Genomic DNA, 16,168 nt, shown 5'->3' on the forward strand with positions numbered 1-16,168 from the left:
TCACTAGAAGCAAGGGGACTTCGAATGGCTACCAGAGGGTTCACCGGCCGCCCATCGGGAGGAGACCAGTCGGAACGGATTCCGCCCGGTCAACATCTTGTCGACTATTTTCCTGTCCTCACCGCAGGGCCGACGCCGAACATCGAGCCGGGGGACTGGAAATTCACACTCAAGATCGGCCCACGGCCCGTGAAGGCTTGGAATTGGACGGAGTTCAACGCCCTGCCGATGACGAAGATGACGCGCGACATACACTGCGTGACGTCTTGGTCGAAGCTGAACACCGCATGGGAAGGCGTGCTAATCGACGATATCCTGGCCGATGCTGGCGTGGAGCATCCCACCGATTTTCTTCTCGCCCACAGCTTCGATGGATATTCGACCAATGTCCCGCTAGCGGATCTTGCGTCGGGAAAGGCGATGGTCGCGTTGAAATATGAAGGCAAAGCGATCCCGCGTGATCATGGAGGACCCGCCCGCCTGCTCGTTCCACATCTTTACTTCTGGAAGTCTGCAAAATGGGTGAACGGGCTCCAGTTCACTGAACGCGACGAGCCCGGCTTTTGGGAACTGCGCGGCTATCATATCTACGGCGATCCGTGGAAGGAGCAGCGATATTCCGGTGATTGAGCGTACCACGCCGATCGGTTGGCAGATCGGAACGATCTCCGAGATCGTCCAACGCACGCCGAGCATCAAGAGCTTTTTTCTGCGTCTGGCACAGCCTTTCACGCATGTCGCCGGACAGCATGTCGACATTCGACTGACGGCCCCTGATGGATACTCGGCGATGCGAAGCTACTCGATCGCATCCGATCCATCTCGCTCTGACACTATTGAGCTCGTCATCGAAAACCTGCAGGGCGAGGTCTCTGCCTACTTCCACGACGTCGCCGTCGCTGGAGACGAAATTGAACTGCGCGGTCCTTTAGGGGGCCATTTCTTGTGGCCGGAGCCAGAAAGCGGCCCGATCCTTTTGATCGGCGCGGGGTCCGGTGTGGCGCCGTTCATGTCGATGATCCGGCACAGGCGTTCAGTCGCGCTTACCGTTCCGACAGCGCTTCTCCTGTCCGCCCGTACGAGAAACGACGCCCTCTTCGCCGAGGAACTCATTTCCAGCGAAGAAGGCGACCCTAACTTCGCACTGACCCTGGCGATTACCCGCGAGGCACCTTGGCGAGCCTCGGATTTTGCGCGTCGGGTGGACGAAGGAATGATCAAGGACGTCGTTGGCCGCATGCCTTCTATGCCTGCGCATGTCTTCATCTGCGGATCGAACGGCTTCGTCAATATTGCCGCTGATGGCGTTCTCGCTTCGGGACTGGCCCCGGATGTGATCAAGACTGAGCGGTATGGGGGGTGAGGGCTCCAGCGGCCGCGTCGCGGATCGCACGGAATAGGTGCACAAGAGCCGGTCTCTCGAGCATAGCTACGACTGCGCAGGCATCACGCTCTACATCACCAGCAAGTTCGCCCTGAGTGGCTTCACTCGCGGACTTTCGCGCGGGCCCGGTCCGACTGGTGACCGTCAACGGAAACCAGCCCCGGCCCATCGACACAGAGCTTGCACCTCCTCGGGGGACACCAGGGTATGACGCAAAAGTCGGGCTCACAAGTGTCGGACGCTATGGAAAGACAGCAGAAATAGCCGCATCGATCGCATTTTCTGTGCAGCCCGAAAGCTGCCTTCATCAATGGTGAATACCTCTACGTCGACGGCGGGTGGAACGCTTGAGAGGTGATCGCGCCAGCATGACGCGACATGCCTGCTCCGCATCAAAACTATAGTCACAGCACATTGGGAATTCGTTCGTCAGGATGCAATCATAAGCATTGTGCTCGTTGATACATCCGAGCGCCCCTGATGGCCGAATAACACCAAAGGAGATGCAGATGAGACTAAGAGTATCTGATGTTGTTGAAGCGGTGAACCAGCTCGTGAGCCAAGGTTATGAGCGTGAATACCGCATAAGAGATGGCAGACTTTTTGATCTGGCGCTCGGCTCCGAGCTCGAGTCGAGCAACATTCAGGTCGACTCCGCGCTCCGCTTGGTGAGCGGCCGGGATGGCGAGGATGCATCCAACATCTATGCCATTTCCGACCGAGAGTCCCAAAGCAAGGGATTGCTCGTGGATGCCTTCGATATATTTGATGAGATCGGCGACAGTGGTTTGGCCGACCGGCTGCTCGCAAAGCGTGACACGGATGTCGTTGGGGACAACGATGTCCCGAGCAGATACGGCCTTCGCAAAGTCTACAAGCGGGAATTCGATAACGACCCCGAGCGCTACGTACTGCGCATAGGTTTCCCGGACTTTCCTGACTGCCCGTTCGGTCAATCGTACTCGGTGCTCGGCTTTGACACCGCGGAGCAGTCGTATGTGTGGCTGGTCACGAGCATTCTGCGGGATTCCCGACTGAACCGGATTCCATATCAGGGCACGGAACTCCCCGACGACGAGTGAGCACCGTCCGGCCATCAGGTGGCGTCCATGGCCGGTCGTCAGAACCCAGACAATCAGACCCCAAGGAAGAGCAATGATGGACAAGAACCTGATCAAAGAGACCATGCTTTCGCTTGAAGCTGCCGCCTTTCAGAGCGCCCGGGAAGAGTATCTCGACTATGTTGCAGACGCTCGGCTAGATCGCAGCGAGCCGATCGAAAACGATGAGCAAGCCCAGGCTGAAACAGCCAGCGATTTTTCCGAGGCTCTCGATGACACCCTTCACGACTATGGCGACAAGCTCGAAACGTTGAGAAAGATCGACTTCGGCCCGAAGGCGACCGTAACTGCTGGCGCTCTCGTCCGGCTATCGGGTCGCGACTTCGTCATAGCCGTGTCCACCGGCAGATTCACAATCGACGGTCGCGAAATGATGGGGATTTCTACGATGGCCCCGATCTTCGAAGCACTTGAAGGCGCGCGAACTGGCGAAACGGTGGAGTTCAAGGGGCGGAAGCTGGTGGTCGAAGATGTTGCCTAGCGATCGGATGACCGGCGATCCAGTGGCCCTCGGAAAAGGTCCTGGCCAGCGTTACGGATGCGCGGTGCGATCGACGTGCGAGAACGTTGATGGAAATGCTGATTTCGAAACTGCACTAGGCGCTTTGCCTTCGGGCTACAGCGAAGGTGTCTACCAGGGCAGGCGGTATGGCGTCAGTGTCCGTCGATCTGACGACGGGCGGCGCAACAGCCTGTTCGCTCGCGAATTGGCGGGAGCCGATATCGTCAGTTTCAATATGTATCGTCTGGGGTCGGGCAACACGTCGCTCAAGCCCTGTGAGATGTCCACTGAGAAGGTGATCGACTTCGTTCGGGGCTTTCGGTTGCTGGGGAGGAAATCTTCATGAGTAGTTTCAAGGCGCTGGTTATAGAAAAGACCGACGACGGCCAGACTGTCGCCCTCAAGGATTTCAAGGTCGCCGATCTGATGGATGGTGACGTCGCAATCAGGGTGACCCACTCCACGCTCAACTACAAGGACGGGTTGGCCTTGACCGGCAAGAGCCCGGTGGTGCGCCGGTTTCCCATGATTCCGGGAGTTGACTGCGCGGGTATCGTGGAGGCTTCCGACAACCCTGACTTTCAGGCGGGTGATCGTGTTATCCTCAACGGCTGGGGGACCGGCGAGACGCACTTGGGGTCCTATGCCGAGAAAGCAAGGGTCCGGGGCGACTGGCTTATTCCGCTGCCGAAGGGGCTTACGCCATCTCAGGCCATGGCAGTTGGTACGGCGGGCTTCACCGCAATGCTGTCGGTACTCGCGCTCGAAAGGCACGGTTGCAGCCCCGGTGACGGCCCAGCGATCGTGACAGGCGCAGCTGGGGGCGTCGGCTCGATGGCCATCGCCTTTCTTGCCAAGGCCGGTTGGCGCGTTGTTGCCTCGACGGGACGTGTCAGCGAAACGGACTATCTCAGTGAACTCGGAGCTACCGAGATTATCGAGCGTTCCGAGCTTTCCGGTCCGGGCCGGCCGCTGGCAAAAGAGCGTTGGGCGGTCGGAGTCGACTCCGTCGGCTCCAGCACCTTGGCCAATCTTCTTTCGAGCATTCAATACGGCGGAGCGGTCGCTGCTTGCGGCCTTGCCGGGGGCATGGATCTGCCAACCTCTGTCGCTCCTTTCATACTGCGAAGTGTGGCGCTGCTCGGCATCGACTCGGTGAGAGCAAGAAAGTCTTTGCGACTGGAAGCTTGGGATCGGATCGCCCGTGACCTCGACCGTGACAAGCTCGCCGCCATGACCAGTTCCATTCCGCTTGCCGACGTGCAGTCGGCCGCAACCGATATACTGGAAGGCAAGATACGTGGGCGAGTGGTCGTCGACATAGGATGAACGGCGTCTGCCGAGCAACTTGTCCAATGATATCAGCGTAGCGACACGCGCCGCGACGCCCAAACAACGGTTATGAAATGACGAGCATTTTCCCTGAACTATCGTTCTCCAGCATGTCCGCAACGGACTGGCTGGGCGCATTGTTGATTGCGGCGCTCGCGTTCATCCTCGGATTCGCGCTTAACCGCGGTTCGATATGCACCGTGATCGCTACGGCCGACTGGGTGTTGCGTAAGCGGCCTGCCAGATCGATTGCCTTGCTGGAAAGTGCCCTCTGGGCGGGGGTTGTCTACGCCGTTCTTGGCGTCGCACCGTTCATGCCCGCAGGTTGGCTACCGATAGAATATCTGCTTGCGGGTGCAATCCTTTTCGCGCTTGGCAGCTACGTAAATGGCGCCTGCGTTTTCGGATCCATTGGCCATATCGGCAACGGTGATATCCAGGTCAGCCTGGTCTTCGTGGGCATCTTCCTTGTCACCTTCGTCGAACCGATCGCAAAACTTCTTCCTGAGCACCCTCCGCTGAGCTTGCCGTTACTCGGGGGCGCCATGCTGTTCGTTGGGCTGATCATTGTGGTCGTTGGAATCCGATTCTTTCTCGCCCGTCGCGACCGTGCCAACTTCCGCGTTCTCACCGTTTCCATGGGCCTGATTGGCGTAAGCTTTGCAACGCTCGCGAGCGTAGCGCCGCTTTTCTCGATAACGGCCTCCATCGAGGCTGTGGTGAGCGTGCCTGTTGCCGGTGCGGTCGCTGTGATGGGAATGTCTTTGGGGAGCATCACCTCTTCCCTTCTTCGCAACGGGGCGTTCCGCTTCAAGCTTCCGACTTGGGGCGGCATGCTACGTCATCTGACGGGCGGAATTCTCATGGGCCTGGGCGCGGTGCTCATTCCAGGCGGCAATGACACCCTGTTGCTGACGGGGTTCCCAGGAGCGGCTTGGCAGGCATTGCTCGCATATGTGGTCATCGTCGGCGTATTGGCAGCGCTTATCGCAGGCTTTGGCTCGAAAGCCATGGCGTGGGGCGATCGAGGATAGTTTGAAAGGACCGAATAATGGAAGATATCGACGACATTTGGAAATCCGTAACATCGGCATCTGTGTGCGATGCACTTGGGAGAATCTGCAACCATCGCGCCCACGTGCTCGATCTCGTCTCCCCGACGCCTGGAAAGGTGCTCTTCGGGCCGGCCGTCACCCTGCGTATGCTGCCATTGCGCGATGATCTATTCGACGAGAATGTGAACAGCTTCTCCCGTCTGTTTTACGAGGCCGTCGGCGCAACGCCTAAAGGCAAGGTTCTCGTGTTGGACAGCAGCGGCCATTCGGACGTTTCGGTTGGCGGCGGGACGAAACTTTCGCGGCTGCACAATCTAGAACTCGCCGGCATGATCACCGACGGTCGACTCCGCGACTTCGAGGAACTCGCAACTTACGAACCAGTCTTCTATTGCCGGGGAACCACGCTCAGGGCCGGAACGGGGGACTTAATGCCCGTCGCAGCGAACGAACCCGTCAATCTCGCGGGCGCAACGGTTGTCCCCGGCGACTACATATTCGCTGACGGTGCCGGTACGGTCATCCTTCCGGCCGGGCTTGCGCATCAAGCGCTCAAAGCGGCGCAGGAGGTTCAGGCGCAGGACAGCTACTATCTTGACGTCATCCGCCGCGAAGTCCCAGCGAGCGACCGCGGATCGGCAAGCGACAACGCATGACGGGTGGGCGTAGGGGGAGCTAGCCTGACTACGCCAGAAGTCCCGAAGCCATAAATTGAAACGCCTCAACGGCTCTGGGAAGAGCCGCTCGCGGTTCTTCGCTCGCAGCCACCCATAAGGCGGCCGTCAACGCTGCGCCGGAAAGCAGTCTAGATGCTGCATCAACATCGACCGGCTTGATAGTCCCATCCGAGACCAACCCGGCGACGGTCTGCCTCGTCATTTGGAGACACGCATTCTGGCTCGGCCATTTTGATGGGTCGCCCAGAAAAGCCGGGCCATCCAGTAAAACGATCCGCTGGACTTCGGGTTCAAGTGCCATTTCGATATAGGCAGCACCTTCGGCCAACAATTGCTCCCAGCCGCTTTTCTTCCTTAACGCCGCCTTTCGCGCACGCGTTGCCATCTCTCCATCGACCTCAGCAACCACGGCGGCCAACAAGCCCTTCTTGTCGCCAAAATTATGGTAGAGAGCGCCTCGCGTCAGCCCTGCATCGGCGGCCAGGTCGTCCATCGACGCTGCGGCAAATCCTTTCTCTGCGAACGCTTTGCGTGCTGCCGCGATTAGCTTGGCACGATTCTCTTCCATCGTTTCGACGCGGCTTCTGGGGGGCATTTCCAACCTCTTTTCATGTACGAGCCGTATGCAGATTGACATACGGGCCGTATATGAACTAATTCCACATACGGCTCGTATATCAAACGTGCCAATTGCTGTGAAGTCCCGCGGCCCGATCGGCCTTATGCGGGAGAAGAGACCTGAAAGGACCATGTCATGCCCCAGCCTCAAGCTGTTTTTCCTGCTGACCGCCACTCACTCTATGAAGCTCATGGATATTCGGCTGCGATCCGTTCTGGCGATCTGCTGTTCGTGTCTGGCCAAGTCGGTAGCCGAACTGATGGCTCACCAGAGCAGGACTATGCCGAGCAGGTTCGCCTCGCCTTCGCCAACCTGCGCGCCACTCTCGCCGCCGGGGGCTGCACGTTCGACGACATCGTCGACGTGACGACCTTCCACACCGATCCCGAGGGGCAATTCGAAACGTTTATGACCGTGAAGAACGAAGCCTTCCCGCAAGCTCCGTATCCGAACTGGACGGCCATCGGCGTCAACTGGCTCGCTGGCTTCGACTTCGAGATCAAAGTTATTGCTCGCATTCCTACCGGAGCCTGACGCAGGTTGGGCCGCTACCGCGACAAAGCGTACTCGGGCGGGCCGTGGCCAGCCTAAGTTGCGCAGCGGTCGGCAGATAGGTCGGCCGCTTCGGCCGGTATAACAGGAGGTCGGCGATCCGCGTGTGGAGTTACGCAACCCGATTTGCCGGATCGCCACCACAAACCCCTCATGCACTACAAGAGGTGCTGGCCGAGCGACACATTTCTATGTTTTGGGATATTGACATATCCCGATATCCGGTTATTGTGATGAGGAGATCAACGACAGCGAACGGAATCCAGACCATGTATCAACCCAGTCCAATCTCCTACGATCAGCACCGCGGATTCCGGCACACGTTCACGCATGGAAAGCTAAGCGTAGGCTTGTTTTTCCCTATCGAAGCGTTTGACGGCGATATGCCAACCATGCGCAACCAGGTTGAGCTGGCAAAGCGCTCTGAGGAGCTGGGATTTTCAACGCTCTGGTTTCGCGATGTGCCCTTGCGCGACCCGAGTTTCGGCGATGTAGGGCAGGTTTTCGATCCGTGGGTCTATCTCGGCTTCATCGCCGCGCAGACCTCGAAAATTGCGCTCGGTACGGCATCAATTGCGATCCCACTGCGCCATCCTCTACATACCGCGAAGGCCGCAGCTAGCGTGGACCAGCTCAGCGAGGGTCGGCTGCTCCTTGGCGTCGCGTCGGGCGATCGACCCGTCGAATTTCCCGCGTTCGGTTTGGATCCTGATAAACGGGGAGAAATCTTTCGCGAGAACTTGGATATCATTCGGGGCGCGCAGCGTACCAGCTTCGAGCCCTTGCAATGGGGTCGCGGACTTCTCGCAAACGCTGACCTGATCCCGAAACCGACGACGAATGAGATCCCGTTCTTCGTAACCGGCAACAGTCGTCAATCCCTTGAGTGGATCGCGCGGGAGAGCAGCGGTTGGATAACATATCCACGCCCGCCTCAGGCGCAGCAGCAAGTCGTGGAGAACTGGCGCCAGACAGTCTCGACGCAAGTGGGCGATGTCTACAAGCCGTTCCTCCAGTCCCTTTACATCGATCTCGACACGCATCCCGCGACGCCGCCGACTCCGATCCATTTGGGGTTCAGGCTTGGGAGAGACTATCTCCTGAAGCTGCTGGAAGCCCTCGAGGGGATCGGTGTGGATCACGTCATCCTCAATCTCAAATACGGTCGTCGACCAGCTCCCGAAGTCGTCGAAGAGCTTGGTTTGCACATCGTGCCCCGGTTTGGCGCCCAAGCTGCCTGAGCCGGTAGATGTCATGGGGCGCGAAGTCCCGGAAACAGCAATTCAAAGCAATTCTCCAGGGTGGAGATCGTCAAAGAAGGAGATACGTCATGACCAAGGTCTTGGTATTGGGCGCTGCCGGCAAGATAGCGCGCCATGCAGTGAGTCAATTTGTCGATGAGGAAGGTCTCGACCTGACCCTTTATCTGCGAAGGTCCGAGCGCCTGCGAAATCTGGCAGGAGATCGCGTCGAGATTGTTGAGGGTGACGTGACCGACACCGACCACCTGCGACAGGTCTTAGAAGGCAAGGACATCGTCTATGCCAATCTGGGAGGGGACGACATCGAAGACCAGGCAAGGTCAGTCGTCGCGGCACTGGAAGCGGCGGGTGTCCGTCGCCTGATCTGGATATCGACCCTAGGCATTTACGACGAGGTCCCAGGGGAGTTCGGTAAGTGGAATCACCAGATGCTCGACGGGGGATACCTAGAACCCTACAGCGCGGCTGCTCAGGTTATCGAGGCTTCAAAGCTGGACTATACCATCGTGCGGCCGGCGTGGCTCACCGACGTTGACGAGGTGGAGTATGAGCTTACCCAGAAGGGCGAACCCTTTAAGGGCACGGAAGTGTCCCGCAAGAGTATCGCCGACCTGGTGGTGAAACTGTCGCTGGACCCGACGCGCTATGTGCGCGGGTCAGTCGGTGTCAACAAGCCCGGCACCGAAGGCGACAAGCCCTCGTGGTACTAGCCCCTTCACGGTCAGCCAGCGGGAACCGGTTTGGATTCCTGCTGGTCGTGAAGATTGGCGGTCCGTTGCATACGATACCGAGGTATCGTAATATCGTGAAAAATCTCTACGGCGGAAGATCATGGCTATCGATGTCAGTGAAGCCCTCAAGGCACTCGACAATCCAGCTCGCTTGGCAATCCTGGCCAAGCTCAAGGAGCCACGAAAGAACTACCCCGAACAGGATGTCGATCCCGACGAAGTTGGGGTATGCGTGAGCATCATCCAGGAGCGCGCTGGCTTATCCCAATCGACCATTTCGCAATATCTGACAGCTTTGCAACGCGCAAAGCTCGTTACATCCCGGCGGGTCGGCCCTTGGACGTACTATAAACGTAACGAAGAGAACATCGCTGCGTTCTTGAGGGAACTGCATGACCTGATATGATCACTTCCGTCTACATGAACTACCATCGACATGTACGTGGACATTGTGATCTCAGCAGATTCAGACGACAGCGCTTTCGTGGCCGACCTCGATAATCTTGGCACAAAGATTGTCGCCTCCTAACATTCTGTGCGCTCAAAGATTGAAGGTCGGCCTCAGCGTCTGTCAGCAACGCTAATAAGACCGGAGGTTCGAGGCAATGATCCACCTCGCAGCAGGACCTATCAAGTCGCGAGTAATCCCTCCCGACCCCAGCGCGGACACTGCAGTCGATCATTGGCAAGCCACCGTTGCAAGCTTGCCAAACGTGTTGCGACATGGCCCTATGTGCTTTGGGAGCGGAGGGATGATCGGGGACAGTGAAACTTGGTGATATCGACGCGTACGAACGCCGCCTCCGGGATGCGATCGTTGCCTTCAACAAGAAGCAAGTATCAGGGGTCACACTTATTGAAGCCGTCGACGAGGCAAATCTCTGGCCGGACGGTTTCGAGCAAGCACAGCCTTTCCTGAGTGAGCTTCATTTGTCGGCGCTCTTCGATAGGAGCCCGCTTTTGCTTTGTGCCATCGCGGCCGAGATTGGGTTCAGATTCGAGGGAGTCGGTACCGAATTTTGGAACAAGCTTGCTACGGCGCTTGGGGTTCCGATCACGATGTCGGATCGAACGAGGTTCGGCGACGTCTTTAAGGCGACAGCACAAAAGTTTAGACTTTCGAAGCCCTCGGGAAGTGCCTTTAGCGCGCACTTCTCTATAATTTCTTGGCCCATCGCCAATGCTCTATTGCCGCTGGATCTCATTGGTCCTGTCACGCGCCTTCTTGCTAGAGCTCCCGCAACCGCACTTCCTGGACCTGGGCGCAACGCCAATTTCCCTAGTCTAAGAGCGTGGGCCAGCGCGGCAGAAGGAGCCAGGCTGGTCGATTGGTTACGGTTCGAAGCGTCATCGGAACGAGTATTGACTTCTTTGCTCACAGAGAACCGAGGCGGCGGTATTTCGGCGCTTAGCTATTCACGCCTTCACGACTCGATCTCGAAATCGTCTGAAGCGTTCTTCGCCGCTCGCGCAGCACGTCGGCGTGCCCGGCGGATTAGGGGAGGAAGTATCGCTCCAGAGAGTCCGGGGCGCCTCATAGTAACTCGGGAGTTGGCTGGCTTGAGGCTATACGCCACATGGCCCGCCTTGCCCGGTGAATTGGTTGATGAAGCCAAGAATATTGCACGTGCTGCGGGTTGGCGGCCGCAGCTTTGGGGGGCTGGCGCGCGCCTGCATAGTGATACCGCCCTTGGAGACGGCCCTTTTGCGCTAACACACTCGGACGTCCCTCGAGGCGATCATGCATCCTATGGCGATGCGGCGGCCGTGTTTGGTGAGGGCAGTGCGATTGCCGCGGCGCTTGCCAGCCGCAGCATAGATTGGAACGAATCTTTGTTGTTCGATGTAAACGACGAACGCACGCGGGGCGAGCAACGCTTTGCGCCTTTCGATCTCAGTAGCGGATATGCATGGATTGCCTGTCGCGCGGGAATGACTTCTCTCGATCAGCTCCATTTCATCGGGTCGGTCGCCGGCTATCGGCTATTCGAGGCGAGTCTTGCAGATGAAACCGCGCGCACGATCCTCGGCAACCATGGACTGTTAGCTGCCGGGGATCGCAGCTTTGTCGCCCGCCACCCGATCGACGCGATCATAGCACCCCAAGGCGTGGTTCGGCCCGACAGACCCTTCACGATCTATCGGCTGGGGCCCCCAATCGACGTTGGCGAACCTCAGCGGCTGCGCAACGCTGAGCAGGTGAGTGGACAGCCTCGCGTACGCTGCGAGGGCGCTCAGGAGCCGGACGATATTCCGATCAGCCTGTCCCTCCTCGAGCGTGATGGAGCATTCTCTGCACTCATAGAGCGGAGGCTGCAGTTGCGTCTCGAAAGCGCGCATGCGCTCAGGGCCGTTCCGCTCACAACTGAGCTTGAAATCAATGGTAAGCTCATCGTTCGTAACGTCGGCGAACTTGCCGAACTTCCCGTCACTGTCGACCAGCATTCGCCACTCCTGACGGGCCTATATGCGGACGGCATCCGCACACGACTCCTCGAGAGTGGGGTAGGCACTCTTCGTTTCTCGGTTGGACGGCTAGCCAGTATTGAGGTGCCACTCGCACGACCGAAGGGTGCTGTCGACTGGTCAACCACTCCTCCAACTCTCATCGATGCGGACGGCTCAGCCAGTATGGCCTGCGCGCCCGCCACTGCGCCCCACCGCTTCGTTCCGGCGCCGGCAGTCGTTCGCCCCGAGAGTGGCGCTGTCGGGTACGTGTTTCGGTTCGGCGACGGGCGCTTTGCAGATCCGATGAACCTCCTAGCGAGTCCAAGCTTCAATCTTGGCGATTTCGCCGCCGCCTTTAATGACTTAGGCTCACGCCAGCTTCGCGATGGGGAGCGGGGGAGCGGTGATCTCGCGCGGGCACGCATCGCATGGTCACGCGCGCAATGCGGAACGTTGCAAGCTCTGGCAGCGAAAAGTCGGATCGTGCAGCAATTCGAAGAACCACTCATCTACAATCTCTGTGGTCGTGAGTGGTTCGATCGAGAGCGAGATGACAAATCCTCTCGATCCGACCCTCACCAAGCACTCTATCTGGTCGCGCTGGAGCAGGGTCTCGCCAGCCTGCCCGAGGGCGTTCCGGAACGATACGCCGGGGACTTTGCCGAGGCTTTTGCGGTCCGGGCCCGTGACCTCGATCCAGACTGGCCGCTTAGGCGGCCGACTCCGCGAGACGACGCGATGGACGACGCGCTCAACCTCGGCTTCACCGACGCGGTGAATACCCTTCAGGCGCGTGGCTCCTTGCCCGGCGTCGATCCGGATGATTGCGATTTCGGTAGTCCAGAGGATGCTTGGGCCTCTGCGGCAGAGGAAGCCATACGCCGGATTCGTCGATCACGCCTCACTCGCCTGATCGCGCCTGATGAAGGGGGGCGACAACTGCGCGACCGCTTCTATTCGAACATCGGCGTTGCCGAGATGGCTGAGGATCTCGCGGCGTGGTCCCGCACCTTCGCACTACCGCGGGGGCAATTGAGCGTTGAAGCAGCTGCTGCCGCGCTCCAACTGTGGCTTTCCCCAGCCGCTTGTGAGGCGCTTGATGCTGCGATGCGGGTGCTGGTCAATGACCCGTTCGTTGCTCGAGCGAGCCGCTATGCGGCGATCCGTATGGACGCGACCTTGGGCAGCGCGGTCTCATGAGCGACTTCAATCGACTTCTCCTCAACCTCCATGCCGAAGCGCGCCGCTGCGATCGTGATCAAGCTTTGCTTGGCGCGCTCGGGGTGGGTGCGTTCGCCTATCCGCATCAACTCGATAGCGTCCATCGTATGTTGACCGCATCGGCCTGTCGCTGGCTGCTGGCCGACGAGGTCGGCCTTGGGAAAACGGTCCAGGCAATCATGGTAATGCGTGCACTTGCAGCGCAGTCTTCCCGCCTGTTGAACGTGGCCCTCGTTGTGCCCGACGACCTGGTCGAGCAATGGGAAAAGGAGTTGCTGGCGCGCGGGCACGCAATCGCGATCGAAGCCGGCGAGTCGGGGGGACCCAACAGTAATCTCCTTATGCGCCTCATCCGGCCGAGCCGGATCGTGGCGGGCGGAAAGATCGCTGCTGACAAAATCGACATGCTTCTCGTCGACGAGTTTACCAAGCTGCAGGTCGCGGTTCGCAACGAACTGATCGCGGCCGCACGAACAATTCCGCACGTCATCGCGATGACAGCTACGCCGGCGCTTCACCAGGTTCGCACGCGCGGCGAACTCATGGAGTTGCTCGAGCCGGAGGCCGCGCGAATTGCCCGGGCCGAAGGCCGCAATGTCCTTGATGTACTCTCGGAGCGCGAACAGGCAGCCTTCGACCGGTTCCGCGGTGAACTCGCCGACGCCGCCCGCCGTCGAGCCGTCGAGGACAGCTATGGCCTCTACCGGCGGCTCATTCGAACTCAACGCACCGACTATCCCGACACTTTGCCACAGCGCCGCTACCAACCGATCCGCGTCGCGCCAACTGACGGCGACGTGCAACGCGCCAAAGCAACTCGAGCCTACCTTGAGGCGGCCGAAGCAGCCGGTCTCGACTACAGGCGGGACGCACTCCTCCAAGTTGCCGGTCGCAGTCCACAATCGCTACGTGAACGACTCTCAACGCTCAAACGGACGCAAGCAGTTGCCGATGCCTGGCGGCGCATCGAGACCGTGCTACGCGACGAACCTGGGGACGCCAAGCTTGATGCACTGGTCGACCACGTTCGAGAGGTCCGCGCCATGAAGCCCGACGCTCGCATCGTGATCGTCGCGGAGGACAATCCCACCACCGACTACCTTCACGATGCACTAACAAGGCTCGTCGATGCCAAGGTCGCTCGAAAACGTCGTGTGATGCGAGCAGCTGAAGAACTCGAAGTTCAAGTCGCCATGCTCAAAGACGCGCTTGAAGATTTCGTCAACGGGGAAGCGAATATCTTGATTGCCGCGCTCGACGCTCGTGAAGGTCACAATCTTCAATTCGCAGACGAGATCATCTTCTTCGCGCTCCCGTGGTCGCCGCCGGACATTCAGCAGTGGATCGGGCGAATCGACCGTCTCGGGACGCGAGGGGTTCCATCGAGTCGAACCATCGCCATCACCCCCATCGTGACGGAGAACTCAATCGAGGCTCGAATCCTCGAGGTGCTCGAGGCGACGAAGGTGTTTGAGAGAAGTGAGGTTTGGGACGACTCTGAATGGGAGGCTATCAGCAAGGCTATTAACGCGGCGGCTGAAGGTGATCGCGGAGCGACCTGGAGCGACGCCACATCATATGCGCGCAACCTCGGCGAAACCGCAAATGATTGGCTGAAAAGTACCAAGCTACCGCCTAGCCCCCGTACTACGATCGCAGAAAAGAGAGCTGCTGGTCTGCGCAACCGTGACTATGCGTGCCCGCTCACCGCCGAGGCTGAGGATCGAAAACTCAACTGGTTCCAGTCGCGCGAGCGAGGTCTGGATGTCCTTCTCAACTTGGCGCGCGAAGAGTATTTCGACATCCGTAGCGGAAAGGATGGCCAACAGAGCTTCAAGACGATCTGGTACAGAGGTGATGGTCGCGAACCGGAATTGGCCCTGCCCGACATCGACAACCGGAGTTCTTGGCATCGGCAAGCCTTTATCACGAAACGCGCTGCCATTGAATGTCCTCCCAACACCTATGTAGAGCAGAAGGATGGCCAGAAGCGTCGCCTGCACTTCCTCGATCATGGCTGCAGCTTGCACGACCAATTGATCGATGCACTCATTAGAAAGCCCATATCAAGCGACCTCACGACTGAGTTTGTCGTGGAGTTCCCATCAGGTCATCCGATCCTTTCATGGAAAGGCAGGAGGCTTTTCATCGCCGTTGCAGTGCTCGATCTCTCCAGTGCCCTGGCGCCGGACTTAGATGCGATTATCGGCCCGATCGACAGGCAAGCGTCGAAACCCGAACAGGATGCGCGCAACACCGCACTTCGATCCCTTGAAGCGTCGCTTGCTGCAGATCGTCGTTGGCTACTCGACCGCTGCCCGCCTATGTTCCTCATGAGCGTGTTCGTCGAGAACATGGGCAGCTTCTCACCGGCGATGGCGACAGCCAGTGCGATCCTGGATCCGTCACATGACCGGTTGCGCGGTCGCCAACTTTCGCGACGACGAACATCTCTTGCGGAGCCGCAGATTGCAGAGGCTCGCGCCGCCGCACAGGCGGACCTACAAAAACGGGGGTCTGAAGCGCTTGGGCGCGCGCTCGTTTCTATCAACGGCGCTGTGGATACTCGCCTGTTCGCGGTCGACGCAGATGCGGTTCAGCATGTCGAAGCGGCGCGAGCCGAACTAGCAAGTGCCGAGGCTTTAGATCAGAAGCTGGTTTTCAATCAGGCGGCAGTGCGTGGGGCAAAGCTGGCGGTCGAATTCAATGAGAGGGCAAGCGCCGCGCGCAAGGCCTGGCTTACCGGAGCGGCGGGTAGCGTTTCGAAAGCGGCTACGTTGAGCAAGCGGCGGTATTTCTGGGTTGTTCCCAGGGCTATGTCCGAGGAGAGCCTAGGAGCCTCTCAATAGCTCCACGCGCTTGATCGTCGAGGCGCCAGGACCAAGCGCTGACCTGATCGCCAGTCAGCAACGCAGCTCGCTCGACTTGTCGCGGGGGCGGTGTCAGGAATTCGAACGTTCCTGCCTCTCGGTTAACAGCCCAGACCGGTTGTCTCGCGGACAGTGTGATACCTACGATAATCCAGTGCCAGATGTCGCGTGTCGGCGGCTCCCACACTGTTGCCCTTCCATTCTCAATCGCCAAAATGACCCGGCGCTTCCGATATCCTCCGCTGATCGTGGCCGGAAAGCATCCGTCACAGTCGGCGCGAGCCCACCGCCCGCTCGGGCCGTCCGGTGTGCCAAAGTAGGCACCCGTTCCGCTCAGGACCGCCAGGTTCTGCGGTTCATCGAGGGAATACCGTTCGCCCGAACTCGCCAGCGC

Annotated in this window: 15 protein-coding genes; 14 read left to right on the plus strand and 1 reads right to left on the minus strand. The window is 59.1% G+C overall.

The window, feature by feature from the left end; all coding sequences use genetic code 11:
* The first annotated feature begins 24 nt into the window (after positions 1 to 24).
* The 8 genes from IT40_RS27155 (at position 25) to IT40_RS00635 (ending at position 6,050) form a co-directional block, all read left to right on the plus strand.
* Positions 25 to 630: a molybdopterin-dependent oxidoreductase gene (locus tag IT40_RS27155; RefSeq protein ID WP_084196753.1), complete on the plus strand. Its 606-nt coding sequence runs from the start codon at positions 25 to 27 to the stop codon at positions 628 to 630.
* Positions 623 to 1,363, plus strand: a complete 741-nt coding sequence (locus IT40_RS00610; RefSeq protein WP_036749135.1) for a ferredoxin reductase — start codon at positions 623 to 625, stop codon at positions 1,361 to 1,363. Before IT40_RS27155 ends, IT40_RS00610 begins: the two co-directional genes overlap by 8 nt.
* Before the next feature lie 530 nt (positions 1,364 to 1,893).
* Positions 1,894 to 2,466 (plus strand): hypothetical protein, encoded by a 573-nt coding sequence (locus IT40_RS00615; RefSeq protein WP_036749327.1) that lies wholly within the window; start codon positions 1,894 to 1,896, stop codon positions 2,464 to 2,466.
* 73 nt (positions 2,467 to 2,539) lie between these two features.
* Positions 2,540 to 2,986: a hypothetical protein gene (locus IT40_RS00620; RefSeq protein WP_036749139.1), complete on the plus strand. Its 447-nt coding sequence runs from the start codon at positions 2,540 to 2,542 to the stop codon at positions 2,984 to 2,986.
* Positions 2,987 to 2,993: 7 nt separating this feature from the next.
* Positions 2,994 to 3,353: a hypothetical protein gene (locus IT40_RS27160; RefSeq protein ID WP_243700141.1), complete on the plus strand. Its 360-nt coding sequence runs from the start codon at positions 2,994 to 2,996 to the stop codon at positions 3,351 to 3,353.
* Positions 3,350 to 4,336: an acrylyl-CoA reductase (NADPH) gene (gene acuI, locus IT40_RS00625; protein ID WP_036749142.1), complete on the plus strand. Its 987-nt coding sequence runs from the start codon at positions 3,350 to 3,352 to the stop codon at positions 4,334 to 4,336. The genes IT40_RS27160 and acuI overlap by 4 nt, the downstream gene beginning before the upstream one ends.
* 77 nt (positions 4,337 to 4,413) lie before the next feature.
* Complete coding sequence (locus tag IT40_RS00630; protein ID WP_036749145.1) at positions 4,414 to 5,373, plus strand: YeeE/YedE thiosulfate transporter family protein; 960 nt, start codon at positions 4,414 to 4,416, stop codon at positions 5,371 to 5,373.
* A 17-nt stretch (positions 5,374 to 5,390) separates the two neighbouring features.
* Complete coding sequence (locus IT40_RS00635) at positions 5,391 to 6,050, plus strand: RraA family protein (protein ID WP_036749148.1); 660 nt, start codon at positions 5,391 to 5,393, stop codon at positions 6,048 to 6,050.
* 28 nt (positions 6,051 to 6,078) lie between these two features.
* Here the strand turns inward: IT40_RS00635 and IT40_RS00640 are convergent, their stop codons facing one another.
* Positions 6,079 to 6,666: a TetR/AcrR family transcriptional regulator gene (locus tag IT40_RS00640; RefSeq protein ID WP_036749151.1), complete on the minus strand. Its 588-nt coding sequence runs from the start codon at positions 6,664 to 6,666 to the stop codon at positions 6,079 to 6,081.
* A gap of 159 nt (positions 6,667 to 6,825) precedes the next feature.
* On the opposite strand from IT40_RS00640, the gene IT40_RS00645 reads away from it, so the two are divergent.
* From IT40_RS00645 to IT40_RS00665, 6 genes are all read left to right on the plus strand, one after another.
* Positions 6,826 to 7,224 (plus strand): RidA family protein, encoded by a 399-nt coding sequence (locus IT40_RS00645; RefSeq protein ID WP_036749154.1) that lies wholly within the window; start codon positions 6,826 to 6,828, stop codon positions 7,222 to 7,224.
* Between the two features lie 287 nt (positions 7,225 to 7,511).
* The gene (locus IT40_RS00650; protein WP_036749329.1) at positions 7,512 to 8,483 is read left to right on the plus strand and encodes an LLM class oxidoreductase; all 972 of its coding nucleotides are present in this window, start codon (positions 7,512 to 7,514) and stop codon (positions 8,481 to 8,483) included.
* 89 nt (positions 8,484 to 8,572) lie between these two features.
* The gene (locus IT40_RS00655; protein WP_036749156.1) at positions 8,573 to 9,214 is read left to right on the plus strand and encodes an SDR family oxidoreductase; all 642 of its coding nucleotides are present in this window, start codon (positions 8,573 to 8,575) and stop codon (positions 9,212 to 9,214) included.
* A gap of 121 nt (positions 9,215 to 9,335) precedes the next feature.
* Complete coding sequence (locus IT40_RS27165; protein WP_084196755.1) at positions 9,336 to 9,641, plus strand: ArsR/SmtB family transcription factor; 306 nt, start codon at positions 9,336 to 9,338, stop codon at positions 9,639 to 9,641.
* A 359-nt stretch (positions 9,642 to 10,000) separates the two neighbouring features.
* Positions 10,001 to 12,883 carry a hypothetical protein gene (locus IT40_RS28225; RefSeq protein ID WP_147307257.1) on the plus strand — a complete coding sequence of 961 codons (2,883 nt, stop codon included), beginning with the start codon at positions 10,001 to 10,003 and terminating at the stop codon, positions 12,881 to 12,883.
* On the plus strand, positions 12,880 to 15,753 hold the full coding sequence (locus tag IT40_RS00665; protein ID WP_084196756.1) for a DEAD/DEAH box helicase: 2,874 nt from the start codon (positions 12,880 to 12,882) through the stop codon (positions 15,751 to 15,753). Before IT40_RS28225 ends, IT40_RS00665 begins: the two co-directional genes overlap by 4 nt.
* The last annotated feature ends 415 nt before the right edge of the window (positions 15,754 to 16,168 follow it).

Origin of the sequence: Paracoccus versutus (assembly GCF_000763885.1) — a bacterium.
GTDB lineage: Bacteria > Pseudomonadota > Alphaproteobacteria > Rhodobacterales > Rhodobacteraceae > Paracoccus > Paracoccus versutus.

Bases quoted from the DNA above. Each gene is read 5' to 3' on its own strand.
- IT40_RS00650 (WP_036749329.1), top strand. From the start codon at position 7,512: ATGTATCAACCCAGTCCAATCTCCTACGATCAGCACCGCGGATTCCGG.
- IT40_RS00645 (WP_036749154.1), top strand. From the start codon at position 6,826: ATGCCCCAGCCTCAAGCTGTTTTTCCTGCTGACCGCCACTCACTCTAT.
- IT40_RS27160 (WP_243700141.1), top strand. From the start codon at position 2,994: ATGACCGGCGATCCAGTGGCCCTCGGAAAAGGTCCTGGCCAGCGTTAC.
- IT40_RS00635 (WP_036749148.1), top strand. From the start codon at position 5,391: ATGGAAGATATCGACGACATTTGGAAATCCGTAACATCGGCATCTGTG.
- IT40_RS00620 (WP_036749139.1), top strand. From the start codon at position 2,540: ATGATGGACAAGAACCTGATCAAAGAGACCATGCTTTCGCTTGAAGCT.
- IT40_RS00655 (WP_036749156.1), top strand. From the start codon at position 8,573: ATGACCAAGGTCTTGGTATTGGGCGCTGCCGGCAAGATAGCGCGCCAT.
- IT40_RS00615 (WP_036749327.1), top strand. From the start codon at position 1,894: ATGAGACTAAGAGTATCTGATGTTGTTGAAGCGGTGAACCAGCTCGTG.
- IT40_RS00665 (WP_084196756.1), top strand. From the start codon at position 12,880: ATGAGCGACTTCAATCGACTTCTCCTCAACCTCCATGCCGAAGCGCGC.
- IT40_RS00640 (WP_036749151.1), bottom strand. From the start codon at position 6,666: ATGCCCCCCAGAAGCCGCGTCGAAACGATGGAAGAGAATCGTGCCAAG.
- IT40_RS27155 (WP_084196753.1), top strand. From the start codon at position 25: ATGGCTACCAGAGGGTTCACCGGCCGCCCATCGGGAGGAGACCAGTCG.
- IT40_RS00630 (WP_036749145.1), top strand. From the start codon at position 4,414: ATGACGAGCATTTTCCCTGAACTATCGTTCTCCAGCATGTCCGCAACG.
- IT40_RS27165 (WP_084196755.1), top strand. From the start codon at position 9,336: ATGGCTATCGATGTCAGTGAAGCCCTCAAGGCACTCGACAATCCAGCT.
- acuI (WP_036749142.1), top strand. From the start codon at position 3,350: ATGAGTAGTTTCAAGGCGCTGGTTATAGAAAAGACCGACGACGGCCAG.